The sequence below is a fragment of the Mesorhizobium sp. 43Arga genome, from assembly GCF_053714255.1.
The window spans coordinates 339,199-364,154 of the sequence record NZ_JBSKBO010000005.1 but is presented as its reverse complement, the minus strand read 5'-3'; the positions used below and the strand labels follow the sequence as shown (position 1 = coordinate 364,154).

General features: G+C 64.0%; 24 protein-coding genes and 1 pseudogene. 11 read left to right on the top strand and 14 right to left on the bottom strand.

The annotated features are described in order from the left end of the window. Positions 1-145 precede the first annotated feature (145 nt). Both ACWGS8_RS19950 and ACWGS8_RS19945 read right to left on the bottom strand, forming a co-directional pair. A complete protein-coding gene (locus ACWGS8_RS19950) occupies positions 146-679 on the bottom strand; it encodes a hypothetical protein (RefSeq protein WP_454582524.1) in 534 nt (177 codons plus the stop codon). Next, positions 672-1,283, bottom strand: coding sequence for a CGNR zinc finger domain-containing protein (locus ACWGS8_RS19945; RefSeq protein ID WP_454582523.1), 612 nt, complete (start codon positions 1,281-1,283; stop codon positions 672-674). Before ACWGS8_RS19945 ends, ACWGS8_RS19950 begins: the two co-directional genes overlap by 8 nt. Positions 1,284-1,425: 142 nt before the next feature. On the opposite strand from ACWGS8_RS19945, the gene ACWGS8_RS19940 reads away from it, so the two are divergent. The 4 genes from ACWGS8_RS19940 to ACWGS8_RS19925 all read left to right on the top strand — a co-directional run bounded on the left by ACWGS8_RS19940 (position 1,426) and on the right by ACWGS8_RS19925 (position 5,917). Continuing rightward, the gene (locus tag ACWGS8_RS19940) at positions 1,426-2,331 is read left to right on the top strand and encodes a branched-chain amino acid ABC transporter permease (protein WP_454582522.1); all 906 of its coding nucleotides are present in this window, start codon (positions 1,426-1,428) and stop codon (positions 2,329-2,331) included. Positions 2,332-2,512: 181 nt separating this feature from the next. Then, the gene (locus ACWGS8_RS19935) at positions 2,513-3,097 is read left to right on the top strand and encodes a TRAP transporter small permease subunit (RefSeq protein WP_454582521.1); all 585 of its coding nucleotides are present in this window, start codon (positions 2,513-2,515) and stop codon (positions 3,095-3,097) included. Next, positions 3,094-4,875 carry a TRAP transporter large permease gene (locus ACWGS8_RS19930; protein WP_454582520.1) on the top strand — a complete coding sequence of 594 codons (1,782 nt, stop codon included), beginning with the start codon at positions 3,094-3,096 and terminating at the stop codon, positions 4,873-4,875. The genes ACWGS8_RS19935 and ACWGS8_RS19930 overlap by 4 nt, the downstream gene beginning before the upstream one ends. A 13-nt stretch (positions 4,876-4,888) precedes the next feature. Further along, a complete protein-coding gene (locus ACWGS8_RS19925; RefSeq protein ID WP_454582519.1) occupies positions 4,889-5,917 on the top strand; it encodes a zinc-dependent alcohol dehydrogenase family protein in 1,029 nt (342 codons plus the stop codon). 105 nt (positions 5,918-6,022) lie between these two features. On the opposite strand, the gene ACWGS8_RS19920 is transcribed toward ACWGS8_RS19925, so the two are convergent. Next, positions 6,023-7,132, bottom strand: coding sequence for a TRAP transporter substrate-binding protein (locus ACWGS8_RS19920; RefSeq protein WP_454582518.1), 1,110 nt, complete (start codon positions 7,130-7,132; stop codon positions 6,023-6,025). 264 nt (positions 7,133-7,396) lie between these two features. Here ACWGS8_RS19920 and ACWGS8_RS19915 point away from each other — a divergent pair, with 264 nt between their 5' ends. Continuing rightward, the gene (locus ACWGS8_RS19915; protein WP_454582656.1) at positions 7,397-8,170 is read left to right on the top strand and encodes a gamma-glutamyl-gamma-aminobutyrate hydrolase family protein; all 774 of its coding nucleotides are present in this window, start codon (positions 7,397-7,399) and stop codon (positions 8,168-8,170) included. Here the strand turns inward: ACWGS8_RS19915 and ACWGS8_RS19910 are convergent. From ACWGS8_RS19910 to ACWGS8_RS19890, 5 genes and pseudogenes are all read right to left on the bottom strand, one after another. Beyond that, positions 8,171-8,568, bottom strand: a pseudogene (locus ACWGS8_RS19910) (hypothetical protein). Between the two features lie 83 nt (positions 8,569-8,651). Then, positions 8,652-9,635: a 2-hydroxyacid dehydrogenase gene (locus ACWGS8_RS19905; protein WP_454582517.1), complete on the bottom strand. Its 984-nt coding sequence runs from the start codon at positions 9,633-9,635 to the stop codon at positions 8,652-8,654. Continuing rightward, entirely contained in the window at positions 9,632-10,654 is a 1,023-nt protein-coding gene (locus ACWGS8_RS19900) for a LacI family DNA-binding transcriptional regulator (protein WP_454582655.1), read from the bottom strand. Before ACWGS8_RS19900 ends, ACWGS8_RS19905 begins: the two co-directional genes overlap by 4 nt. A gap of 78 nt (positions 10,655-10,732) precedes the next feature. Then, a complete protein-coding gene (locus ACWGS8_RS19895) occupies positions 10,733-11,617 on the bottom strand; it encodes a DMT family transporter (RefSeq protein ID WP_454582516.1) in 885 nt (294 codons plus the stop codon). A gap of 200 nt (positions 11,618-11,817) precedes the next feature. Then, the gene (locus tag ACWGS8_RS19890; RefSeq protein ID WP_454582515.1) at positions 11,818-12,225 is read right to left on the bottom strand and encodes a DUF2000 family protein; all 408 of its coding nucleotides are present in this window, start codon (positions 12,223-12,225) and stop codon (positions 11,818-11,820) included. 51 nt (positions 12,226-12,276) lie between these two features. Here ACWGS8_RS19890 and ACWGS8_RS19885 point away from each other — a divergent pair, with 51 nt between their 5' ends. Continuing rightward, positions 12,277-13,149: an AraC family transcriptional regulator gene (locus tag ACWGS8_RS19885; RefSeq protein ID WP_454582514.1), complete on the top strand. Its 873-nt coding sequence runs from the start codon at positions 12,277-12,279 to the stop codon at positions 13,147-13,149. On the opposite strand, the gene ACWGS8_RS19880 is transcribed toward ACWGS8_RS19885, so the two are convergent. Then, positions 13,150-13,620, bottom strand: a complete 471-nt coding sequence (locus ACWGS8_RS19880; RefSeq protein WP_032933964.1) for a MarR family winged helix-turn-helix transcriptional regulator — start codon at positions 13,618-13,620, stop codon at positions 13,150-13,152. 419 nt (positions 13,621-14,039) lie between these two features. Here ACWGS8_RS19880 and ACWGS8_RS19875 point away from each other — a divergent pair, with 419 nt between their 5' ends. Together ACWGS8_RS19875 and ACWGS8_RS19870 are read left to right on the top strand one after the other, a co-directional pair. Continuing rightward, a complete protein-coding gene (locus ACWGS8_RS19875) occupies positions 14,040-15,107 on the top strand; it encodes a CobW family GTP-binding protein (protein WP_454582513.1) in 1,068 nt (355 codons plus the stop codon). A gap of 259 nt (positions 15,108-15,366) precedes the next feature. Beyond that, the gene (locus ACWGS8_RS19870) at positions 15,367-16,341 is read left to right on the top strand and encodes a WD40 repeat domain-containing protein (RefSeq protein ID WP_454582512.1); all 975 of its coding nucleotides are present in this window, start codon (positions 15,367-15,369) and stop codon (positions 16,339-16,341) included. Between the two features lie 17 nt (positions 16,342-16,358). On the opposite strand, the gene ACWGS8_RS19865 is transcribed toward ACWGS8_RS19870, so the two are convergent. Continuing rightward, entirely contained in the window at positions 16,359-16,811 is a 453-nt protein-coding gene (locus ACWGS8_RS19865) for a hypothetical protein (protein WP_454582511.1), read from the bottom strand. Positions 16,812-16,966: 155 nt separating this feature from the next. Between ACWGS8_RS19865 and ACWGS8_RS19860 the strand changes: the two genes are divergently transcribed. The 3 genes from ACWGS8_RS19860 to ACWGS8_RS19850 are packed head-to-tail and all read left to right on the top strand — an operon-like array spanning position 16,967 to position 20,488. After that, a complete protein-coding gene (locus tag ACWGS8_RS19860) occupies positions 16,967-18,349 on the top strand; it encodes an aspartate aminotransferase family protein (RefSeq protein ID WP_454582510.1) in 1,383 nt (460 codons plus the stop codon). Between the two features lie 11 nt (positions 18,350-18,360). Beyond that, positions 18,361-19,761 (top strand): glutamine synthetase family protein, encoded by a 1,401-nt coding sequence (locus ACWGS8_RS19855; protein WP_454582509.1) that lies wholly within the window; start codon positions 18,361-18,363, stop codon positions 19,759-19,761. Between the two features lie 55 nt (positions 19,762-19,816). Then, positions 19,817-20,488 carry a UdgX family uracil-DNA binding protein gene (locus ACWGS8_RS19850; RefSeq protein WP_454582508.1) on the top strand — a complete coding sequence of 224 codons (672 nt, stop codon included), beginning with the start codon at positions 19,817-19,819 and terminating at the stop codon, positions 20,486-20,488. Between the two features lie 9 nt (positions 20,489-20,497). On the opposite strand, the gene ACWGS8_RS19845 is transcribed toward ACWGS8_RS19850, so the two are convergent. The 4 genes from ACWGS8_RS19845 to ACWGS8_RS19830 form a co-directional block, all read right to left on the bottom strand. Further along, entirely contained in the window at positions 20,498-21,763 is a 1,266-nt protein-coding gene (locus tag ACWGS8_RS19845) for a glycerate kinase type-2 family protein (protein WP_454582507.1), read from the bottom strand. Next, positions 21,760-22,263, bottom strand: a complete 504-nt coding sequence (locus tag ACWGS8_RS19840) for a heme-degrading domain-containing protein (RefSeq protein WP_454582506.1) — start codon at positions 22,261-22,263, stop codon at positions 21,760-21,762. The genes ACWGS8_RS19845 and ACWGS8_RS19840 overlap by 4 nt, the downstream gene beginning before the upstream one ends. A gap of 73 nt (positions 22,264-22,336) precedes the next feature. Next, complete coding sequence (gene guaD / locus ACWGS8_RS19835) at positions 22,337-23,653, bottom strand: guanine deaminase (protein ID WP_454582505.1); 1,317 nt, start codon at positions 23,651-23,653, stop codon at positions 22,337-22,339. A gap of 2 nt (positions 23,654-23,655) precedes the next feature. Continuing rightward, positions 23,656-24,873, bottom strand: coding sequence for a urate hydroxylase PuuD (locus tag ACWGS8_RS19830; RefSeq protein WP_454582504.1), 1,218 nt, complete (start codon positions 24,871-24,873; stop codon positions 23,656-23,658). Positions 24,874-24,956: the final 83 nt, after the last annotated feature.

The following is a 24,956-nucleotide window of genomic DNA, read 5'->3' as shown; positions in this document are numbered from 1 at the left end:
CTTTCTCCCCTTGCAAGTGAGGTCAAACAAAATCGCAGGGGCCAGGCAACGCGCAACAAACAGTTCGGCGGCGGGCGACAGCGCATGAAACCGCGCGCCGACATGGCGACAGCGCATGAAAATTCCGCCGGAATCGATGAAGGTGTCAGCCGGCTTTCGAGCAGTCCGGCTTCGGCTCGCCCGGCAGCTTGCCGTCGGGATGGCCGGCGAGATCGGGATTGGGCGTATAGAGCTGGTCCATGACCAGCGGCCGGTCGGGCAGGATCGACTGGTCTTCCGTCGACATCAGCGTGGTGTCGATCTTTTGCAGCACCGCACCGTCTGGTCCCTTGATGCTGATGGCGATGGCATAGGGTTTGTTCTTGACGATGCAAGTCAGCGCTGGGCTCTCCAAGCTGACCTTGTCAAGCTTCGGCCAGACCTTCTGCTCGACCACCAAGGGCGCACCGCCGGCTGGATTCTGGAAGCTGGCAACCGCCACCTGACCCTCGCCCATCGGCTGCAAGGGCCGCAACGTCACGACATAGGTCGCCCGGGCGAGACGGTAGTTGAAGACGAATATCTTGCCGGAAACTTCGAACAGCTTGCCCTCGCCACCGGTGTCGCGGCAGGCGCCGAGCGCCACGGCGGCGATCAGCATGGCGCCGGCAACGAGCGCGCGTGAAAATCCTCTAGGCATCCTTGACCTCATGGGCCGCCATGCGGCGGCGGCGATAGTGACGACTGGCCTTCTGCCGGTTGCCGCACACCGCCATGTCGCACCAAAGCCGGCTGGAATTGCGGCTTCTGTCGACGAACAGCCAGGTGCAGTTGGGGCAGATCCTGAGCCGCGCGACCGTGTCGTCGCGCAGCAGCGAAAGGGCCGAGACCGCCAGCGCCGCCTCGAAGGGGATCGGCACCAGGGGATCGCCGAACGGCCTTCCCGGCGCGCCGATCTCGATCCGGCTGCCGGCCAGGCCCTCGGCACAGGCGCGCAGGAAATCGGGCAGGTCGGCGGTGGCGACCGCGCCCTTCGACACAGCGCCGCGAAACAGCCGGTCGGTCGTCTCGCGGATCGACAGCACCACGGGTGCGATTGCCGTCGGCGAAGACACGGTAAGCCGGCGGTCGCCGAGTTCGGCGGCGCGAAAACCGCTGGCCGCGTCGGCGAAGCGGGCGATTTCAGTCGGATCGTCGAAGCGGTCGAATGTGCGCTCCGGATCGCCGCGCAAGACGACGGTGTTCGCCGTATCGAGCGCAAGCAGGCCGCCGGTGAAGCGGTGCGGGGTCCAGGCAACTGTCATGTCGCAAAATCTAACCGATAAATCGCATTTGACAAGTTAGATTCGACGATGCAAACCTCGCTGCGCACGGTATCGTCGCCTTTGTCTTGGGCATTCCGTCGTCCAAAACCGTTGTCGGCGAGATGCCTCTGGTGTTTTGAGCATGCTCTATTTCTTCCAGCAGGTGCTGAATGGGCTGCATTCCGGCGCGCTCTATGCGTTGCTCGCCTTCGGCTACGTGCTGATCAACGGCATCCTGCATCGCACCAACCTCGCCTATGGCGCACTGTTCGCCTTCAGCGGACAGGCAATGATCGTGAGCGTCGCCTTCGGCTACCAGGTGCTGTGGCTGACGCTGTTGGCGTCGGTGCTTTTCGGCGTGGTCGCGGCATTCCTTTATGCTGCGCTGATCAGCCATGTCCTGTCGCGCAGCGTCTTCGAACCGTTGGCAGACCGCTCGCCCAACGCCATCGTGGTAACGACGCTCGGCATCCTGATCGTCCTGTCGGAAGCGAGCCGGATCGCGGCCGATACGCATGATCTTTGGCTGCCGCCAATGCTGGCACAGCCCATCGTTTTCGCCGAAGGCGCCGGCTTCAAGGCGACGCTGACGCTGGTCCAGGTGCTCGACTGCGCGGTGGTGCTGGCGGCGGTCGCGCTCGCCACATCCGCGTTTGCCCGCTCCAGCTTCGGCCTGCGCTGGCGCGCCGTCTCCGACGACCCGCGCGCTGCCGCTCTGTGCGGCGTCGACGTGCGCGGCGTGTTCCGCCATGCCGTGCTGCTCGGCGGCTTCTGCGCCGCGCTGGCCGGCGTCATGGCCAGCCTCTACTACGGCAATGTCAGCTTCGGTTCCGGCCTCGTCTATGGCCTGAAGATCCTGTTCGTGACGGCGGTCGGCGGCTATCTCTCGCCGCCACGGGCGGCCCTGGGTGCCGCCGCCTTCGGCATGGCCGAATCACTGTGGGCCGGTTATTTCCCGATCGAATGGCGCGATGCGTGGATGTATCTGTTCCTGGTGGCCATGCTGATCCTGATCGGGGCCGGCCGCGACACCAGCAAGGTCGTGTGAACCATCAGACTTTGGTTGCATGACGCCGGGGCAGACCGCCCTTGTCCGGCGCCGCCCTCCATCCGATACCGGTTTGCTGCCTCCATGCGTGTTGACCCGTCCGGCCACGCGCGGCATACCGTTGGGCCACGAGGCGTGACGGCAGGGGAACCGGCACGCCTCCGGTACAAGGGAGGACTGCATGGAAGGGCCGCTCGCTCTGTCACGGGGCATCGACCGCCTCAACGAATTCATCGGCAAATCGGTATCCTGGCTGATCCTGCTGGCGATCCTGGTGAGCGCGGCCAACGCCGTCATCCGCAAGATCTTCGACATTTCGTCGAATGCCTGGCTGGAGTTGCAATGGTATTTGTTCGGCGCCGCCTTCATGCTGGCCGCCGCCTATACGCTGAAGCAGAACGAGCATATCCGCATCGATGTCGTCTATGGCCTGTTTTCACGCCGCGTGCAGCACTGGATCGACCTTCTCGGCCATCTCCTCTTCCTGATGCCGTTCGTGACGCTGATGGTCATCTATTTCGTTCCGTACGTATCCCTGTCGTTCCGCAGCGGCGAGATGTCCAACAATTCCGGCGGTCTCATCATCTGGCCGGCCAAGGCCATCCTGCTGGTCGGCTTTTTCCTGCTGGCGCTGCAGGGCATCTCCGAAATCATCAAGAAGATCGCCATCATGCGCGGCGACATGGACGACCCCAATCCGTTCATATCGGCACATGAGCAAGCCGAACTCGAAGCCAAGGCACTGGCCGACGAGGTGCGCTCATGATGGAATTCATCGCCCAGAACATGGCGCCGATCATGTTCGCCTCGCTGATCATCTTCCTGCTGATCGGCTACCCCGTGGCCTTCTCCCTGGCCGCCAACGGCTTGATGTTCTTCTTCATCGGCGTGCTCCTCTCGCCCTATTCTGGTGGATCGATCAATCTCGCCTGGCCGCTTCTTCACGCACTGCCGGATAATTTCTACGGCTCGAGGGTGATGTCGAACGACACGCTGCTGGCCATTCCGTTCTTCACCTTCATGGGCATCGTGCTCGAACGATCGGGCATGGCCGAGGATCTGCTCGACACGATCGGCCAGTTATTCGGGCCGATCCGCGGCGGCCTTGCCTATGCGGTCATCTTCGTCGGCGCGCTGCTGGCGGCGACCACCGGCGTTGTGGCGGCATCCGTCATCGCCATGGGTCTGATCTCGCTGCCGATCATGCTGCGCTATGGCTACGACCGCCGGGTGGCTGCCGGCGTCATCGCGGCATCCGGCACGCTGGCCCAGATCATCCCGCCATCGCTGGTGCTGATCGTGCTTGCAGACCAGCTCGGCCGCTCGGTCGGCGACATGTACGCCGGCGCACTGATCCCGGGTCTGGTGCTGACCGGCCTCTATGCTCTCTACATCCTCATCATGTCGGTCGTCCGGCCGACCTCGGTGCCGGCTCTGCCACTCGAGGCACGCACGCTCGGCCACGGTGTTCTGTCGCTGCTGATGGCGCTGGTGGTGGCGGTGGCCATCTCCTATGCCGCGTATCGCTATCTCGCGCCAACCCATGGCGACAATGCCGACATTCTCGGCGCCACCGTCGGGGTGCTCTTCATCTACATCGTGGCGGTTGCCGACAAACGCCTGAACTTCAGCATGATGTCCAGGCTGGCACAGCAGGTGGTCATCGTGCTGATCCCGCCGCTGGCACTGATCTTCCTGGTGCTTGGCACCATCTTCCTTGGTATCGCCACCCCGACCGAGGGCGGCGCCATGGGCTCCGTCGGCGCATTGATCATGGCCGCGGCAAAAGGCCGGCTGTCGCTGGACGTGATCAGGCAGGCACTGACCTCGACGACGCGGCTGTCGTCCTTCGTGCTGTTCATCCTGATCGGCGCGCGCGTCTTCTCGCTCACCTTCTACGGCGTCAACGGCCATCTCTGGGTCGAACACCTGTTGATCTCGCTGCCGGGCGGCGAAGTCGGCTTCCTGATCGGCGTCAACATCCTCGTCTTCTTCCTGGCCTTCTTCCTCGATTTCTTCGAACTGGCCTTCATCATCGTGCCGCTGCTGGCGCCGGCGGCCGACAAGCTCGGCATCGACCTGATCTGGTTCGGCGTGCTGCTGGGCGTCAACATGCAGACCAGCTTCATGCATCCGCCCTTCGGCTTCGCGCTGTTCTACCTGCGCTCGGTCGCCGCCCGCGTGCCCTATCTCGACCGCCTTACCGGCAAGCAGATCGCGCCAGTGACGACCGGCCAGATCTATTGGGGCGCGGTGCCCTTCGTGCTGATCCAGGTGGTGATGATCGGACTGACCATCGCCTTCCCGCAAATGGTAATGCGCTACAAGGGCACGGTGATCGATCCGGGCACGATCGACTACAAGGTGCCGGAGGTGCCCGGCCTGTCGCCGCTCGGCGCGCCACCGGCAAACGGCACGGCACCGGCCAATGGCGGCACGGCACCGGCCCCCGATTTGTCGCAACCGCCGAGTTTCGGCGAGACGCCTCCCGCCAAGCCGGCGGCACCGGCGCCGGACCTTTCGCAGCCGCCGAGCTTCAATTGATGGGGACGGCGCCATGAAAGCGGTGCGGCTGGAGGCGGTGGGCAGGATTGCGCTGCGGGAAGTCGACAAACCTGCCCCTGGCCCGGACGAGCTTCTGGTGCGGATCGAGGCCTGTGGCGTTTGCGGCACCGACCGGCATCTTTTCCATGGCGAATTCCCCTGCCGGCCGCCGGTGACGCCCGGACATGAATTTTCGGGCATCATCGAGGCGGTCGGCGACACCGTCTCCGGCTTCGCCGTCGGCGACCGCGTCACCGGCGATCCCAACATCGCCTGCGGACGGTGCCCGCATTGCCATGCCGGCCGGGTTAATCTCTGCCGCAATCTCAACGCCATCGGCATCCATCGCGATGGCGGCTTTGCCGAGTATGTCGTGCTGCCGCAGAAACAGGCTTTCATCCTGCCCGCCGATCTGCCGCCGACGCATGGCGCCTTCTGCGAGCCGCTTGGCTGCTGCCTGCATGGCGTCGACCTTGCGCAGATCAGGCCGGGCAGTTCGGTGATCGTGCTCGGTGGCGGCGTGATCGGCCTGCTGACCGTGCAATTGGCAAAACTGGCCGGCGCTACCACCATCATCCTGTCGACCAGGCAGGCTTCGCGGCGCGCGCTTGCCGAGGCGCTCGGCGCGACGGCGACGGTCGATCCCACCGCCAGCGATGTCATCGATGCCATCGCAGGACCCGCGGGCCTGATGCCCGGCGGCGCCGACGTGGTGTTCGAATGCGCCGGCGTGCGCGACACCGTCGAACAATCGATGCGGCTGGCAAGGGCCGGCGGCACCGTCGTTATCGTCGGCGTGACGCCGCAAGGGATGAAGGCGGAATTCGAGCCCTTCGACCTGCTGTTTCGGGAATTGAAGATGGTCGGCTCGTTCCTCAACCCCTACACGCACCGCCGTGCCGCCGAGCTCATCGCTTCGGGGGCGATCGAGATCGACCGGCTGATCTCCAGGCAGGTGCCGCTCGAAGAGGCTGCCGATGTGATCGCCAACCCGCCGGCGCCCGGCGAGGTCAAGGTGCTGGTGGTGCCAGGTCGGGGTTGAGCCAGACGCAAGCCGCGCCGGCCGAGATCGGTTCCTCGCCGAGCTGAAAAGAAAGACCCCGGGCGTGTCGCCCGGGGTCTCTTGAACGAATGCGATGAGCCAGTTTTACAGCTTGCCGTTGCGCTGCTGGACCATCATGAAGGTGTCATAATTGTACTCGGCCACCTGCGCCCAGAGATAGTGCTCCTTGCGGAAGCCCTTGATCGATTCCCAGATCTTCTTGAACGGCGCGTTCGAGGCCTCCATTTCGGCGTAGACCTCGTTGGCCTTTTCGAAGCAGGCGGCCATGACCTCCTGGCTGAATGGACGCAGTTTGGCGCCGCCGGCGACCAGCCGCTTCACCGCCGCCGGGTTCACATAATCGTATTTCTGCAGCATGTCGGCATCGGCGGCTTGCGCGGCGGTGCGTAGGAGGGATTTGTAGGCCGGCGAAAGCTCTTCGTATTTCGCCTTGTTGAACATCAAATGCACGGTCGGGCCGCCTTCCCACCAGCCGGGATAGTAGTAATAGGGCGCGACCTTGTAGAAGCCGAGCTTCTCGTCGTCATAGGGTCCGACCCATTCGGCGGCGTCGATCGTGCCTTTTTCCAGTGCCGGATAGATGTCGCCACCGGCGATCTGCTGCGGCACGACGCCGAGCTTCTGCACCACCTTGCCGGCAAAGCCACCAATGCGCATCTTGAGGCCGGAGAGGTCGGCGACGGTGTTGATTTCCTTGCGGAACCAGCCACCCATCTGCACGCCTGTATTGCCGCCCGGCAGGCCGAAGAGACCTTGCGTGGCGAGGAACTCATTGAACAGGTCAATGCCGCCGCCATGATAGTGCCAGGCATTCATGCCGCGCGCGTTGAGCGAAAAGGGAACCGCCGCGCCGAGCGCCCATGTCGGGTCCTTGCCCCAGTAATAATATGCCACCGTGTGGCAGGCTTCGACCGTGCCGGCGGTGGTGGCGTCGGCGGCCTGCAGGCCCGGCACGAGTTCGCCGGCGGCAAAGACCTGGATCTGGAAATTACCGTCGGTAGCTTCCGACAGCATCTTGGAGAACACTTCGGCGCCGCCATAGATGGTGTCGAGCGACTTCGGGAAGGACGACGCCAGCCGCCACGTCACCTTGGGATTGGACTGGGCGATTGCAGGGGCCGGAAGCGTTGCCGCCGCCGCGGCGGCGCCGACGCCGGTCACGCCGGCCTTGCGAATGAATGAACGACGATCCATGCACTTCCTCCCTTTTGGATCAACAGACCGACATCCGGGAAATCCTCGGGCTCCCGCATCGGTTGGCCGAAACAATACACGGGCAAGAAGTCGAGTCCAGCACGCCGGCTCGATTTGGTGACCAAGCCATGCGACACTGCAACTATAGTCTAACAGGCGGTTTCGTGGCCCATGCGACACGCTGAAACTTGGCATGGAAAAATGCCCGGGGATCGCCTATTTTGCGGGCAGGATATCCCTTGCAAAATGGAAAACAGACCCAAAATGCACCAGCCGCTCGTCGCCATATCGACCGACGTCCGTCAGTTCGATAACTACACCTGGCATGCCGCCCCGCAGCAATATCTGGAAGCGGCGGTTGCCGGCGCCGGCGTGTTCCCGCTGCTGGTGCCGTCGTTCGGCGACAGGCTCGACTTCGATGAACTCCTGTCCTCGGTCGACGGCGTCATGGTCACCGGCTCGAAATCCAACGTGCACCCCTCGCTCTATGGTGGCGATGCCAGCGAAGCCAACGGTCCCTATGACCCGGCGCGTGACGCCACCACGCTGCCGCTGATCCGCCGGGCGATCGACCACGGCGTGCCGCTGCTCGCCATTTGCCGCGGTATCCAGGAGCTCAATGTCGCGCTCGGCGGTACGCTGGGCACCGAGATCCAGGAACGCGAGGGCTCGCTCGACCATCGCGCGCCGGTGAGCGACCAACAGGACGAGCGCTTCGCCATCCACCAGACCATTTCGATCAAGCCGGGCAGCTGCCTGGCCGGTGTGTTCGGCGCCGGCGAGATCAAGGTCAATTCACTGCACCGCCAGGCGATCGACCGGCTCGGGTCGAAGCTCGAGATCGAGGCTGTCGCCACTGACGGCACGGTCGAAGCGGTTTCGGTCAAGGGAGCCCGCGCCTTTGCTGTCGGGGTCCAGTGGCATCCGGAGTACTGGGTCAACTCGGACAGCAACTCGGCCAAGATTTTTCGCGCGTTCGGCGATGCGGTGCGCCTGCACGCCGCCGCGAAGGCTGGCTCGCGGGCCGCGGCGGAGTAGTCAGTCGCCGGTCTTGTGGTCACCCGCCAGCGACAGCAAGGGCGTGGCTGGCGCGTAGGATTCGTAGCCGTCGCCATCTGCAACCGAGAAAGTGACAATCGGATCGACGCCGTTGGCGCTGAAGGCGACCGTGCCGTCATTCTGTTCGCGCCAGAACTTTGCCTGCTCGATGCCGGGCATCAGACGACGGCATGTCGCAGCAACAGTAAGCAGGGACAGGCCATCCGAAATTTCGGCCCCGCGGCTCACCGCGCAGGCTCCGTCATCGCCATTTGCGACCAGCCTGAGGTGCTGGACGGCACGGCCTCTTCGGCGACGCTTTCCCCATTGCCGTCATGAAACAGTTGAACGCCGCCAAACAAGGCGGCGATTGCGATCAATGCGGAAAGCACTCTCATCATTCTTCATCCGTTCATGCAGGCAGGATGCAGAATGATTTCAAAGGGTTAAGCCGGCGTTAATAAATGTGGCAAACTGCCGGTCAGCCGGGAGCCTTCACGTGGGCCGTCTCCGGCACCGGCGTCAGCGGCCGGCGCTCGGTGAACCAGGACACCAGATTGTCGACGCACAGATCGGCCATGGCGCGGCGCGTGTGTTGCGAGGCCGAGCCGACATGCGGCAACAGGGAGGCGTTGGGGGCGTCGAGCAACGCCTTGGGCACGTTCGGTTCGTCGGCGAAGACGTCGAGCCCGGCGGCGGCGATGGTGCCGTCGGCAAGGGCTGCCGCGAGTGCCGCCTCGTCGACCGTGCTGCCGCGGCCGATATTGACGAAGACGCCGTTGGCGCCAAGCGCCGACAGAATCTCGGCATTGACCGCCCTCTGCGTCGAAACCCCGCCAGGCGCCACCGAAATCAGCGTATCCACCGCTTCCGCCAGCCCCTTCAGCGTCGGATGATACTCGTAGGAAAGACCTTCGACCCGGCGCCGGTTGTGGTAGGCGACCGGCAGGCCGAACGCCTCGAGCCGCCGGGCAATGGCCTGTCCGATGCGGCCCATGCCGAAAATCCCGACGCGGCGCGCGCGCAAGGTAAGCCGGCTCAGCGGATAGTTGCCCTTGCGCACCCAACTGCCGTCGCGCAGCCAGTTCTCCGCCCGCGGTAGGTCACGGATCGTATTGATCAGCAGCCCGATCGCGGTGTCGGCGACCTCCTCGGTCAGCACGTCGGGCGTGTTGGTGACCATGATGTTGTTCGCCGCCGCATGGCCGACATCGACCGAATCATAGCCGACGCCGAAGGAGGCGACGAGTTCGAGATTGGGCAGCGCATCCATCATCGCCGCGCTGATGCCGGCAAAGGAGGCAATGCCGCGCACCGTGCGGCGCATCTCGTCGGTAACCAGCGCCGGATCGGCGCGCTCGATCCTCACCTGTTTGAAGGTCCGGTCGATGCGCCGGACGGCATGGTCGCTGAACTCCGCCGGCACCAGAATGGCGACGGCTTGCAGCTGTTCGGCTTTGGTCATGCCCGCTCCACCGGCTTGCCGGTCGACTGGCGCACATGCAGTTCCGGCTTGATCAATTCCTGCGAGGGCCGCACCGTCTGCCCGTTGAGCTTGTCGAGCAGCGCGCTGGCGGCGCGGCGGCCGACCTCGCGTTGGCCGTTCCAGACGGTGGTCAGCGCCGGCGTGGCGATCGCCGCCTCTTCGAGATCGTCATAGCCGGTGACGGAGATGTCGATGCCCGGCACCAGGCCGGCGCGTGCAATGCCGTTCATCAGGCCGATGGCGACAAGATCGTTCCAGCAGCAGGCGGCGGTCGGTCTGTCCTTCAGCGCCAGGAACTGCCCGGCGGCCTCGAAGCCGGCCTGCTTGGTGCGTGGACCGGCGATGCGCCAGGACGGCTTGACTTCGAGCCCGGCCGCCTCCATGGCGTTGACATAGCCCTGATAGCGGTCGCGGCCGGTCGAGGTCTGGTCGGTGCCGCCGATCATGGCGATACGCTTGTGGCCGAGCGAGATCAGGTGGTTGGTGGCAAGCCCGGTGCCATAGGAATCGTCGCCGCGAAACACCGGCACGTCGGCACCCTCGACGGTGCGGGCGATCAGCACCGCCGGAAGGCCGTTCTCTTCGGCCATCAGTATGTCGGCGGCTGGCGTGCCGATGGCCGGCGACATGATGACGCCGTCGGCGCCGAGTTGCAGCAGCGTGTCGATGAAGGTGCGCTGCTTTTCGAGCTGGTCGTAGTGATTAGACAGGATGAAGGTCTGCCGGCTGCGGTCGAGCTCGCTCTCGATCGAGCGCAGGATCTCGGCGAAGAACGGGTTCATGATGTCGTGGACGACCACGCCGACAATGCCCGAGCGCGAGGTGCGCAGGCTGGCGGCGCGGCGGTTGTAGATATAGCCTATGGCGCGCGCATGTTCCTTGATGCGGTCGCGCGTCGAGCCGGCAACCAGCGGACTGTCGCGCAGCGCCAGCGACACGGTGGCCGTGGACACGCCGAGTGCATCGGCGATCGTCGAAAGCTTGATTTTTTGTGCCAGCGCCTTGCGCCCCCCGAACCAGCTGAATTGCTACCTAAACAGTTTAAAGGCGGCGTTATGCCACCGATCGGGGGCAAATCAAAGTTTTTTTGCCAGCGCCTCGGCCTCGACATCGGAGGCCGCGCGACTCTGCAGCCGCAGCCGGTGCTCGCGGTGGACGATGTAGAGGCCGCTGGCGACGATGATGGCGGCGCCGAGCAGTGTCCAGCGATCCGGGAACTGCTTGAAGACGATCCAGCCGGAAATGATCATCCAGACCATCTGCGAATAGGGATAGGGCGCCAATGCCGTGGTTGTCGCCAGCCGATAGGCCTGGACCAGCAGCCAGTGCCCGACACCGCCGAAGACGCCAAGCATGAGCAGGATGAACCAGTGCCAGCCATCATGCGGCAGCGAGAAGGAAAACGGCAGCATGGGCAGAAGCAGCACCGTCGGCGCCAGTGCCGAAAACAGGATCAGGCTTTCCGACGTCTCGGTCGACGACATGCGGCGCGTCATGATGACATAGAAGCAGTTCGACAGCATCGAGCCGAGCGCGAAGAGATGGCCGACGCCGAAGACGCCGACACCTGGCCTCGTGATGATGAGGACGCCGGCGAAGGCGGCCAGGATGGCCAGCCAGCGCCGCCAGCCGGCCCATTCGCCGAGCAGCGGGCCGGCAAGCGCGGTTATCACCATCGGGCCGAAGAAATAGATCGACGTCGTCTCGGCCAGCTGCAGGGAGCGCAGGGCCAGGATGTTGCACATGGTCGAGCCGAACAGGAACACACCACGCAGCACATGCGCCGGCAAGTTGACCGGGCGAAACCGCAGCGGATCGCGCCAACCGCGCAAGAGGGTGCCGACCAGCACGACATGCACGGCAAAGCGCACCCAGGCGACGATCAGCGCGGAAACGCCGGCCAGGACGAGATATTTGCTGGAGGTGTCGAGGAAGGTGAAGAAGACATAGGTGGTAAGCATGCACAGGATCGCCACCGGCGGCGTCGCGCTCTCGACATATCTTTGGGAAGCATTCACTTGCTGGCCGGGGAAAAGCTGGGCTGGAGCCCACCTTTGCGGGAATTGTCGCTTGCCGGCAAGCCTATTGTCGGCCGCTGCCGCGCCGCTAAGCTTGCTGGCACAACAATAGAAGCCGCCAGGCTTAGTCCAAGCCTCCCGCGCTATGCCTCCATACGGGCGCCCTTGGTGATCTTGTCGACCACCTTCTTCTCGGCACGCAACGCAATGCCGACCGCCTTGGCGTCCTCGGGGCCGAATTGCGCGAAGACGGCGCGATTGGCGGCGTCGAAGCCGGTCGAAAACATCTCCTCGACATAGAGCGAGGTCGTCACACCGCGTTCCAGCGCGCGCCGATGGATCGTGGCGAGCGTCGCCTGGTCTGCCGACAGCACGATGACCGGCTGGATCGAGAGGGGATTGTAAAGATTGCCTGAGCGGTCGCGATAGGGCTCGCCGATGATGTCGGGAAACTGCGCGACGATGCCGCTGGTCAGAAAGGCGGTGACGTTGAGTTTCTGCCAGACGGGCAAGTCTTCCCGCAGGACGATTGCAAATTTCGTATCGAACATGAGAAAAGGACCATTCGAGGTTAGGCGCCGATTGCGAGGCTGAAGGAGACGATGTCGCTCGAACTAGACCGGCAGGCCTCTAGGGGTCTTGGACGTTTGTGCGCGGATGCGGCGGAGAACTGCATCATCTCCGCACCCGACCCCGCGGGCATGGAGCGGATCGAGGCGCGGTTTCATGGCAGCGCCTTCGATCTGCATCGCCATGACACCTACGCGATCGGGGTGACGCTGCATGGTGTGCAGAGTTTTCGCTATCGCGGCGCGACGAGGCTTAGCCTGCCCGGCCAGATCATCGTGCTGCATCCCGACGAACTGCATGATGGCGGCGCCGGCACCGAGGACGGCTTGCGCTACAGGATGCTCTATCTCGAACCCTCGCTGATGCTGGATTGCCTTGGCGGCGCTTCCTTGCCCTTTGTCAGCGACGCCGTGGTGAGGGATGACGCCTTCTGCGCCACGCTGCTTTCGGCGCTGGGGCCGCTGCAGCAGGAACTCGACGAACTGTTCGTCGACGACTTCCTCACGCAACTGATGCAAAGCCTGGCACGGCATGCCGGCCAGCCGGCAAAGCCGATGGCGAGGACGGCGTGGCGGGCGGCGGCGCTGGCGCGCGACTATCTGACGGAGAATGCATCGCGCGTCGTGCGTTCCGGCGAATTGGAAGCCGTCACCGGACTGGACCGCTACGCCCTATCGAGGCATTTCCGCGCCGCCTTCTCGACCAGCCCGCATCGTTTCCTGGTGATGCGCCGGCTCCAGCGCGCGCGGCGGATGATCACCGCCGGCGAGCCCCTGGCGCAGATCGCGGTCGAGGCCGGCTTCGCCGACCAGAGCCATTTCAACAGGCAATTCAAGAAAGCGTTCGGCATCACGCCGGGACGCTGGTCATCGCTGATCCGGGACTCGGCCCCAGCGACGGCCTGATCAGTCGTCCGACTCGGCGTCGTCGTCGATCAGCACCAGCTCCTCGTTGGAGAGGTTGGCCTCGATGCGCGCCAGCAGCTTGAACAGCGCCTTCTGGTCCTTCTTGTCGAGGCCCTTCAGCGCCTGCTTTTCGGTCTTCTTCACCGACTTCTCGATGGCGCGGATGGTTTCGCGGCCGCTGTCGGTGAGGAAGATATGCGCCTGGCGGGCATCGGCCTCGGAGGCGCGCTTTTCCAGAAAACCCTGGGCCTGCAGCCGGTTGATGGTCTTGGTGATGGTGGGCGGCCGCACTCCGAGGCGACCGGCAAGATTGCCCGGCGTCTGGCCGTCCTCGCGGTCAAGCGCCAGCATGATCTGGTCCTGGCCGGCATAGAAGCCGTGCGCCAGGAGCCGGGCCGCCAGCGCGGTTCTTGCCAGCCTGGCCGCCGAATGCAGCCGGCTCATTGTCGCAGTCTTGTCCGCCTTGGCCATGGTCATCCCTCTTCGGCCATACCGGCAGGGACAGCATAGACGCAGCCGGCCGGTTGGCAATCGACGATAAAAAGAATCCGGCGCATGAAACAGCTTTGCCGGCAAGCATTGCGGTGCCGGCCGTGGTGATGCCAGATGTTTATTTCAGTTAGATGACAAACGAGTTTGCGGAGCGCCGGATTCGCAGCAACCACGACGCGAGGCGCGTCTGACGATCGGCAACTCCGGACAACATATCGTCTTTTTCGTCTCGTCGCCGATGAGGCGAGGCTTTTCGCCGTCATAGCCATCGGACAATCTCGGCCGGCCGCTTTGGCCCATCGGTTTGCCCCGTGCAAAAGCCCGGCACACATCCTATATGGAACCGACAATCCCTTTTTGTGGCCTGGTTTCAAGGCCCAGTCATCTCGAGGCAAGCCATGAGCGACGCACAGACGCAGATCCCCGTAACCGTTCTCACCGGCTATCTCGGCGCCGGCAAGACGACGCTGCTCAACCGTATCCTGTCGGAGAACCATGGCAGGCGCTACGCGGTCATCGTCAATGAATTCGGCGAAATCGGCATCGACAATGACCTGATCGTGGAATCCGACGAGGAAATCTACGAGATGAACAATGGCTGCGTCTGCTGCACGGTGCGCGGCGACCTGATCCGCGTCGTCGAGGGCCTGATGCGCCGGCCGGGGCGCTTCGACGCCATCGTAGTCGAGACCACCGGTCTCGCCGATCCGGTACCGGTGGCGCAGACCTTCTTCATGGACGACGATGTGCGCTCCAAGACCAAGCTCGATGCGGTGGTGGCGCTGGTCGATGCCAAGCATTTGCCGCTCAGGCTCAAGGATTCCAAGGAAGCCGAAGACCAGATTGCTTTCGCCGATGTCGTCGTGCTCAACAAGACCGACCTGGTCACCCCCGAAGAGCTCGCCAAGGTCGAGGCGACGATCCGCGCCATCAATCCGGCGGCGAGGATCCATCGCACGACGCGCGCCGGCGTCGCCCTGTCGGAAGTGCTCGACCGCGGCGCCTTCGATCTCTCCCGGGCGCTGGAGAACGATCCGCATTTCCTCGAGGCGCATGACGACCACCATCATCACGATCATGATCATGATCATCACGACCATGATCACCACCATCATGATCATGACGGGCACGATCATCACGACCATGCGCATCCCTCCGACATCCATGATGTGACGGTGCAGTCGGTGTCGCTGCGCGGCGGCGAGATGGACCCGAAGAAATTCTTCCCGTGGATCGAGAAGATCACCCAGATGGAAGGCCCCAACATCCTGCGGTTGAAAGGCATCATTGCCTTGAGGGGCGATGATGAACGCTACGTCATCCAGGGCGTGCACATGATCATCGAGGGCGACCATCAGCGCGCCTGGAAAGACGGCGAGAAACATGAGAGCCGGCTGGTGTTCATCGGCCGCGAACTCGACGCCGAGCGGCTGAAGAAGAGTTTCGAGGCCTGCCAGGCGGCTTGATTTCCGGGCCTTATGCCGCTAGCGCTGCCCCTTCTTTCCTTCTCCCCTTGTGGGAGAAGGTGGCCTCGCGAAGCGAGGTCGGATGAGGGGTATTCCAGCTTGGCAATGGCGGCACTCCGTCGCGCACCCCTCATCCGTCTCGGCGCTGCGCGCCGATCCACCTTCTCCCACAAGGGGAGAAGGCGGAGCCGCACCTAGCCGCGCCAGCAACCTCGGCAGGGTAGACGACCAGCAACTATCTGGAATGGACTTGTCTTACATGCCAACCGTCGCCCCCCTCGACCTCGAAGGCCATTGCGTTGCCGCCGTCTTTCTTGGCGATGTTCCGCATTTCGGGCTGGCCGATGGCGCCGTCCATCGGCTCGACAATGGCCACAAGACGGTCCAGGCCAATGACGGGCTGCTCGCCGCCTTCCATGATTCAGCCAACGACCGGCTGATCACCGGCGGCGAGGATGGCAAGGTGTTTGCCGTCAAGGCGGGCGGCGAATTCAGCGAAGTGGCCAGCGCCGGCAAGAAGTGGGTCACCAGCGTTGCCGCCGGGCCGCAAGGCGCCATCGCCTATGCCACGGGCAAGACCGCCTTCGTGCGCTTCGCCGATGGCAAGACCAAGGAATTTGGCCATCCGCGCTCGGTCGAGGGACTGGCGTTTTCGCCCAAGGGCATGCGCTTCGGCGTTGCCCGCTACAATGGCGCGACGCTGCATTTCCCGGCCGCCGAGGGCAAGCCGGTGGAGCTCGAATGGGCCGGCGCCCATACCGGCATAACCTTCTCGCCGGATGGCGCTTTCCTCGTCACCACCATGCAGGAAAACGCCCTGCATGGCTGGAAGCTGGCCGACGGCAAGCATATGCGCATGAGCGGCTATCCCGGCAAGGTCAAAAGCCTGTCATGGAGCGCCAAAGGCAAATGGCTAGCGAGTTCCGGCGCGCCAGCGGCGATCGTCTGGCCGTTTTCAGGCAAGGACGGGCCGATGGGCAAGGCGCCGCTGGAACTCGGCACGCGCGGCAACACGATGGTAACTTGCGTGGCATGCCATCCAAGCCAGGATGTCGTGGCGATCGGCTACGAGGACGGTATGGTGATCGCCGCGCGCTTCGCCGACGCCAAGGAAGTGCTGTTGCGCCGGCAAGGCAAGGGCGCCATCACCGCGATGATGTGGGACAGGGAAGAGCGCCGCATCGCCTTCGGCAGTGCGGCCGGTGATTGCGGCGTGATCGACATCACTGCCTAGTTTCTCAAGACCGCGGATCACTCAGCCCCGCACGACACCTTGCCCGTCAATTCCGCCGGCTTGCCATCCTTGTCGGTGTCGGCGGCATTGTCATAGACGGCAAGCGTGTACTGGCCATCATAGACCCCTTCGTCGCTGGCCTTGGTCAGGATCGTCAGTTCGACCGAATTGAAGGTGTTTGCCTCCTGGTGCTCGCGGTAGATGTTCAGCCGCAGCTCCTTGTCGTCCAGCCAGTACTGGGTCAGGTTGGAATCCTCGAACGCCGTCTTGCGCAATCCATCGCCAGCTGGCCTCGCCTTGATTTCGAGATCGCCGCGAAAGTTGAAAGTCGGGCCGCCCATGCCTCTGGCGACACCGGCGGCGACGTCGAATGTCACCGCCGTGTCGTCGACGTTGCACCAGATACCGCCCGAGGCGAAGGCCGTGCCCGCCGACACCAGAAACATTGCCACACCGATGATCGTCCGCATTTTGTTCCCCCACCTCAATTCCCGCTCATATTGGCGCTGACGTCGCCAGCACGGTCAAGCGCCGCCGCAGGCGGCTGAGCCAATGCAGAACAGGCGCGCGGCCAATTGCGGTCGCGGACAGGGATTGGCTAAGAGGGACGGACGCGAGGGTTTTCATGCACAGCAGCGACAGTTCAAGGACGTCCATCGGCGGCATCAGCCGCGACCGCATCGCGCAATTGCGCGAGACGGAAGGCGCGGCCTTCCGCAAGGCGCGACCGAAATCGCAGGCCAAGGTCGGCAACGGCCTGCCCGGCTTCTTCGGCGGCGTGCCGATGCACTGGATGAACGACTGGCCGACGCCATTTCCGATCCTGGTCGACAGCGCCAAAGGCGCTGCGATCACCGACATAGACGGCAACAGGCTCGACGATTTCTGCCTTGGCGACACCGGTTCGATGTTCGGCCACTCGCCACCGCCGGTGGCACGGGCCATCCGCCGCCAGGCCGCGCGCGGCCTGACCTATATGCTGCCCTCGGAAGACGCACTTGCCATCGGGCCGCTGCTGCAGCAGCGTTTCGGCCTGCCGTTCTGGCAGATCGCGACGACGGCGACCGACGCCAACCGCTTTGCGCTGCGCGTGGCCCGCGCCGTCACGGGGCGCGAAAAAATCCTGGTCTTCAACGGCTGCTATCACGGCTCGGTCGACGAGACGATGGTGCGGCTGATCGGCGGCAGGCCGGTAAACCGACCGGGACTGGCGGGCGAATACCGCGACCTGACCCGCACGGCCAAGGTCATCGAGTTCAACGATGTTGCAGCACTTGAAGCAGCGCTCAAGGACAAGGACGTGGCCTGCGTCATCGCCGAACCGGTGCTGACCAATTCCTGCATGGTGCTGGCTGACCCCGGCTTCCATGACGCGCTGCGCAGACTGACGCGCGAGACCGGTACGCTGCTCCTGATCGACGAGACGCACACCATCTCGACCGGCCCCGGCGGCTACACCAGGAAATACGGGCTGGAACCCGACTTCTTCGTGCTGGGCAAGCCGATCGCCGGCGGCGTGCCGGCAAGCGTGTGGGGCATGAGCGATGACGTCGCCTCGCGCTACGCCGACTACAACAGGACGAAGGAGCCCGGCTATTCCGGCATGGGCACGACGCTTTCGGCCAACCCGCTGCAGTTCGCCACCATGCGCGCAACGCTGGAAGAGGTGATGACGGCGGAGAATTATGACCGCATGGACCATCTGGCGCGGCGTCTGGATGCCGGACTGACCGGGGTGATCGACCGCCATCGCCTGCCCTGGCATGTCGCACGCGTCGGCGCCCGCGTCGAGTTCATCTGCGCGCCCGGCCCATTGCGCAACGGCGCAGAGGCTGAAGGGGCGCACGCGCCGGAGCTCGAGGCCGCCATCCATGTCGCTCTGGTCAATCGCGGCGTGCTGATCGCGCCCTTCCACAATATGATGCTGATCTCGCCGGCGACGTCAGGCGCCCAGGTCAACCGGCTGATCAGCGCCTTCGGCGCGGTTGCGGCAAAGCTTGCGGCATGAGACAAGCAGCCATGGACAACGCCATCGTGACCTCCCCTTCGGGGTCTTCGCCCGCCGAGGCGCAAGCCTTTCTCGACGTCCATCCCGAGATCGAAGCCTTCGATATCGTGCTGACCGACGCCAATGGCGTCGGCCGCGGCAAGATCGTGCGCCGACATGAGCTGAAAAGCATTTTCGAGGGTGGCCGGCATATGCCGATCTCGATCCTCGGCCTCGACATCACCGGCGAGGACGTGCACGAGACCGGACTGATCTGGACGACCGGCGACGGCGACCTCAGGGCATGGCCGATCCCCGGCACGCTGGTGCCACTCTACGGCACCAACCCGCCGCGCGGCCAAGTGCTTATGGCGATGTATCATCTCGACGGCCAGCCCATGTCGTCGGACCCGCGCCTGGCGCTAGCCCGGCAGGTCGATATCCTCGCGGCCAAAGGCCTTTACCCGGCGGGCGCCTTCGAGCTGGAATTCTTCCTGCTGGCCAATGAGCGCGACGCCGACGGCAAGGTGCAGCCGGCGCGCGCGGTGCTCGATGGCCGCGTTTCGGGCAAGACGGAAGTCTATTCCGTCGACCATCTGCACGGCATGGAGCCGCTGTTCTCAGACATTTACGCCGCCGCCAAGGTGCAAGGCATTCCGGCCGAGACGGTGATTTCAGAATATGCGCCCGGCCAGTACGAACTGACGCTGAACTACCGCAAGGATGTGATGCGGGCAGCCGACGACCTCGTCATGCTTAAGCGGCTGGTGCGGGCGCAGGCGCGCCGCCACGGCGTCACCGCCTGTTTCATGGCCAAGCCGATCGAGAAATATGCCGGCTCGGGCATGCATTTCCACGTCTCGCTGCAGGACAGAGCCGGCCGAAACGTGTTTGCCGAAGCCGGCGGCGAGAGCTGGTCGCTGCCCCTGCTGCAAGGGCTTGGGGGACTGATCCAGACGATGGCGGAATCGATGCTGGTGTTTGCGCCGCACGCCAATTCCTGGCGGCGTTTCGTCTCGCGATCCTATGCGCCTGTGGCGCCGACCTGGGGCGTCAACAACCGTTCGGTGGCGCTGCGCGTGCCGGCGGGCGACGCCAGGAATCGGCGCATCGAGCATCGGCCGTCCGGCGTCGACGCCAACCCCTACCTGATCGCCGCGACGGTGCTGGCCGGGATCATCAAAGGTCTCGATGAAGGGCTCGATCCAGGTCCCGAAACGACCGGCAATGGCTACGAGGCGGCCGTCACCCGCACGACGATGCCGGCGGACTGGCGCGCCGCGATCGAAGCAGCCAAGGCCTCCAGCTTCCTGAAAGGTGCGCTCGGCGAGGATTTGCACCGCACCTTCGTGGCGATCAAACAGTCCGAATATCTGCGCGTGGCGCGCACGGTCGGCGAACTGGATTATCATCTCTATTTGCACGAGGTGTGAGGATCGGGAACCATCATCCGCCACGTCCATTTCCCTGTCGAAATGGATGAGACAGATGACAGCAATCCTGCCGCACCGGACGAACACAGCCGCGGGACGCGCTTCGCGTGCCCGACAGGTACTGGATGAACATTTCGACGGATCGATTTCCGAGCTGCGCGAGGCCGCGAAAGGCTGCCGCCGCTGCCCGCTTTGGCGCGATGCGACGCAGACGGTGTTCGGCGAGGGACCTGACAATGCCAAGGTCATCTTCGTCGGCGAACAGCCCGGCGATCAGGAAGATCTCGCCGGCAAACCTTTCGTCGGTCCGGCGGGCAAGGTGTTTGACGCGATCCTCGACGATGCGGGTGTGGACCGCCAAAAAGTCTACGTCACCAACGCGGTCAAGCACTTCAAATTCGAGCCGCGCGGCAAGCGCCGCATCCATTCCAAGCCGAATTCCGGTGAGGTGCAGGCCTGCCGCTGGTGGATCGACCGGGAATTCGCACTGATCAAGCCGGAACTGGCGGTGGCGCTCGGCGCAACGGCTGCCTTGTCTTTGCTGGGCAAGGCTATCCCAGTGACGAAGATGCGCGGCCAGATGATCGAACGCGAGGACGGCCTGCGCGTGTTCATCACCATCCATCCGTCCTTCATCCTGCGCATCCATGAGCCTGCCGACAAGGAGGCCGAGCGCGAGCGTTTCCTGCGGGATATGATAGAGGTGAAGCGGTTAATGGCTACCTGAACCGGTCACCTATCGGATCAGGATCGCCCTGAGATCATTGACATTCGTGCCCGTAGGCCCCGGTACAAACAGATCGCCAACCGCATTGAACGCCGTCCACGCATTGTTGCCGGCCAGCATTGCCTTGGCGTCGACGCCGGCCGCGCGCATGCGCGACACGGTCGAAGCGTCGGCAAAGGCCCCGGCATTGTTTTCCGAACCGTCGATGCCGTCGGTATCGGCGGCGAGGGCATCGATGCCTTGCATGCCGTTGACGCCGATGGCGAAGGCGAGCAGGAATTCCGAATTGCGGCCACCCTTGCCTTTTGCCCGCAAGGTCACGGTTGTTTCGCCACCCGAGAGAATGAGCACCGGCTTCGAAAACGGCCGGTTGCGCGTCGCCACTTCGCGCGCGATGGCCGCATGGACGCCGCCGACCTCACGCGCTTCGCCCTCGATGGCGTCGGAGAGGATGACGGCCTCTATCCCTTGCCGCTTGGCTTCCGCCGCCGCTGCTTCCAGCGACACCCCGGCCGAGGCGATCAGATGCACCTCATTGCGCAAAAAGCGCTCATCTCCGGGATCTGGCGCATCGGCCGCCGGCGAATGGATATGCGCCATCACCGAGGCCGGCAGCTTCATGCCATAGGCCAATATCGACGCCAGCGCATCTTCCCGGCTGCCCGTATCCGGGACCGTCGGGCCGGAGGCGACAAGGGCCGGATTGTCGCCGGGAATGTCGGAGACAACCAGCGACACCACCTTGGCCGGCCATGCGGCGGCGGCCAGCCGGCCGCCCTTGATGGTCGAGACATGCTTGCGGATGGTGTTCATCGCCGCGATCGGCGCGCCGGAGGCGAGAAGTGCCTCGTTGACGGCGATCTCGTCGGCGAGTGTCAGTCCGGCGGCCGGCGACGGCAGCAGGGCCGAGCCGCCACCCGATATTAGCGCCACGACCAGATCATCCTCCGTGAGACCCTGGACCTTGGCGAGCAGACGGCGCGAGGCCTCGAGGCCAGCAGCGTCCGGCACTGGATGCGCCGCTTCGATGATCTCGATGCGCTCACATTTCGCACCATAGCCATAGCGGGTGACGACCAGCCCTTCGATCGGCCCGTCCCAGACCTTCTCGAAAGCCGCGGCCATCTGCGCCGAGCCTTTGCCGGCACCGATGACGATGGTGCGGCCCTTTGGCCTGGCCGGCAGATGATCCCTGATCGTCCGTTCCGGATCGGCAGCGGCAACGGCGGCGTTGAAGATCGAGATGAGGAAGGCCTTGGGATCGAGCACGGTCATTCGGCTTCCGTAGCCAGCGCCAGTCCACGCTTGTCAACACCCAGGTGGTCGCACAGCGCATCGACGACCACGCCGTGATCCTCGCGCTCCGGCAGCCCGGAGACCGCGATCACGCCGATGACGCCGGCGCCTTTGACCGTCACCGGAAAACCGCCGCCGGCGAGCACATAGTCGGAGACGTCGAGGCCCTCGCCGATCTTGAAGGCGCGGTCAGGGCGCTGCTGCTCCAGCACCATGCGGTAGGTGCTTCTCAGGAACCGTTTCACTACATTGATCTTGCGGCGCGCCCAATCGGGATTGGAAGCATTTGACCCCGGCATGGCCGCATAGAACAGCGGCCGGTCCCACAGCCTGATGTCGACGATGATGGGCAGGTTTTCGGTGATTGCGCGGTGGCGGATCGCGGAGCCGATCTTGAAGGCGACGGCCTCATCGAAGGCAGGAAAGACCAGCATCTCTTCCTGTTTCCGGATCAGAGCGATGTCGTCCGCAGCGGCCATTTTCTTTCTCCGAAAATCGTCACACGTCGTTTGTACGACAAGCTCCGCCCGGTCAAGCTCTCGTCGCGGCGGCCTACCCCGCGATCATTTCGCTCTTGGCAGCCCGCCCCGCGACATAGACCTCGCGCACGGCGCGGTCGTCACCCAGTGTCTGCAGCAGGAACAATTCCTGCGCCAGCGTCTGCGCCGTTTCCATCCTCAGCCGCATCGCCGGCGTCGCCCTGGCGTCGAGCACGACGATGTCGGCGTCGGTGCCCTGATCCAGCGTACCGATCTTGCTGGCCACCGACAGCGCCTCGGCATTGCCGCGCGTGATCTGCCAGAAAGACTGGAACGGGTTGAGCTTTTCGCCATTCAGCGCGATCACCTTGTAGCCCTCGTCCATGGTGCGCAGCATGGAATAGTTAGTGCCGCCGCCGACATCGGTAGCGGCAGCGATTCTGAGCGGCTTGTCCCTGCGCCGGAAGCGCTGATAGTCGAACAGGCCGGAGCCGAGGAACAGGTTCGAGGTCGGGCAGAACACCGCCACCGAGCCGCTCTGTGATAGTGCGTCCGCCTCACGCTCCGACAGGTGGATGCAGTGCCCGAACAGGCTGTTTTTGCCCAGCAACCCGTAATGTTCGTAGACGTCGGTGTAGTCGCGCGACCAGGGGTAAAGCTGCTGCGTGAAGGCGATCTCGGCGTGGTTTTCCGACAGGTGCGTCTGCATGTGCAGGTCGGGATGCTCGCGGCACAGCGCGCCGGCCATCTCCATCTGCTCCGGCGAGGAGGTGATGGCGAAGCGCGGCGTGATGGCATAATGCTGGCGCCCCTTGCCGTGCCACTCGTTGATCAGCGCCTTGGTGTCGTCATAGCCGGATTGCGGCGTGTCGAGCACGCCTTCGGGTGCGTTGCGGTCCATCATCACCTTGCCGGCGATGTTGAGCATGTTACGGTCATGCGACTCGGCGAAAAAGGCTTCGGCGGAAGCCTTGTGCACCGAGCAGTAGGCGACAACCGTCGTGGTGCCGTGCCGCACCATCTCGTCGAGGAACAGCCGCGCGATGCGGCGGCCATGCTGCGCGTTGGCGTATTTCGTTTCTTCGGGAAAAGTGTAGGTGTTCAGCCAGTCGAGCAGTTCGGCGCCGTAAGAGGCGATGACCTGCATCTGCGGGAAATGCACATGGGTGTCGATAAAACCCGGCAGCAAGAGGTGCGGCCGGTGGTCGATTTTTTTGGCCCCCTCACCAGCCTGATTCTCGACATCGTGGTAGGCGCCCGAGGCGACGATCCGACCGTCGCTTATCAGCAGGCCGCCATCCTCCTCGTAACGCCAGGCCGAATGGTCGTCGATGGTCTCGGGCCAGCGCACGAAGGACAGCGTGCGGCCGCGCAGGAGTGTCGAGGTCATGCTTATTTCCCCGCGCCTTCGAACCAGGCCACCAGCAGCGCCCGTTCCTTGTCGGTGATCTCAGAGACATTGGCGGGTGGCATGGCGTGGCTGCGGCCGGCCTGCAGATAGATCTCGCGGGCGTGGTTGGCGATGTCTGCATCGGTGTCGAGCATCACGCCCTTGGGCGCGTGATAGATGCCTTCGTAGACCGGCTCTTGCGCGTGGCACATCGAGCAGCGGCCGAGCACGGTGTCGCGCACCGCCGGGAAATGCGCGGAAGCGATATAGATGTCCGCCGAGGCGGACGCCTTGGGCTCACCGGTCAGCACCTTCGGCACGGTCGACAGCCAGATGATGATGATGAACAGGACGAGCGCGCCGAGCCAGGTCCAGTGCGGGTTGCCTGCCCGCTTGTGCACGGTGTTGAAATAGTGGCGGATCAAGACGCCGATGATGAACACCAGCGAGGCGATGACCCAGTTGAACTGCGTGCCGAACGCCAGCGGATAGTGGTTCGACAGCATCAGGAACAGAACCGGCAGCGTCAGATAGTTGTTGTGGAGCGAGCGCTGCTTGGCGATCTTGCCGTATTTCGGGTCGGGCTTGCGGCCGGCGATGAGGTCGGCGACGACGATCTTCTGGTTGGGGATGATGACCATGAAGACGTTGGCCGACATGATCGTGGCGGTGATCGCGCCCAGATGCAGGAAGGCGGCGCGGCCGGTGAACAGATGCGTCAGCCCCCAGGCGATGAACACCAGTACGCAGTAAAGCACCAGCATCAGGCCGGTGTCGCTTTTGCCGAGCGGCGAGCGGCAGAGCAGATCATAGACCACCCAGCCGACGCCGATCGTGGCCATGGACAAAAGGATGCCGACCGGCACCGACATGGGCAGCACATTGGGATCGATCAGGAACAGATCGGCGCCGGCGTAATAGACCACGCACAGCATGGCGAAGCCGGACAGCCAGGTGGCGTAGGATTCCCATTTGAACCAGGTCAGGTGCTCCGGCATCTCGGCTGGCGCCACCAGATATTTCTGGATGTGGTAGAAGCCGCCGCCATGCACCTGCCATTCCTCGCCGAAGGCGCCGACCGGCATGCCCGGCCGCTGGCGCAGGCCGAGATCGAGCGCGACGAAATAGAAGGACGAGCCGATCCAGGCGATGCCGGTGATGACATGCAGCCACCGCACGGCGAAGCTCAGCCAGTCCCAGAAAATCGCGAAATCCATCATTGAAGTCGTCCCTGCCGATGACGCGACTTTACGGCGTCGCGCGCAAACGGAAAGAGGTGAGGTGTACGATGACTTTCAAAAAA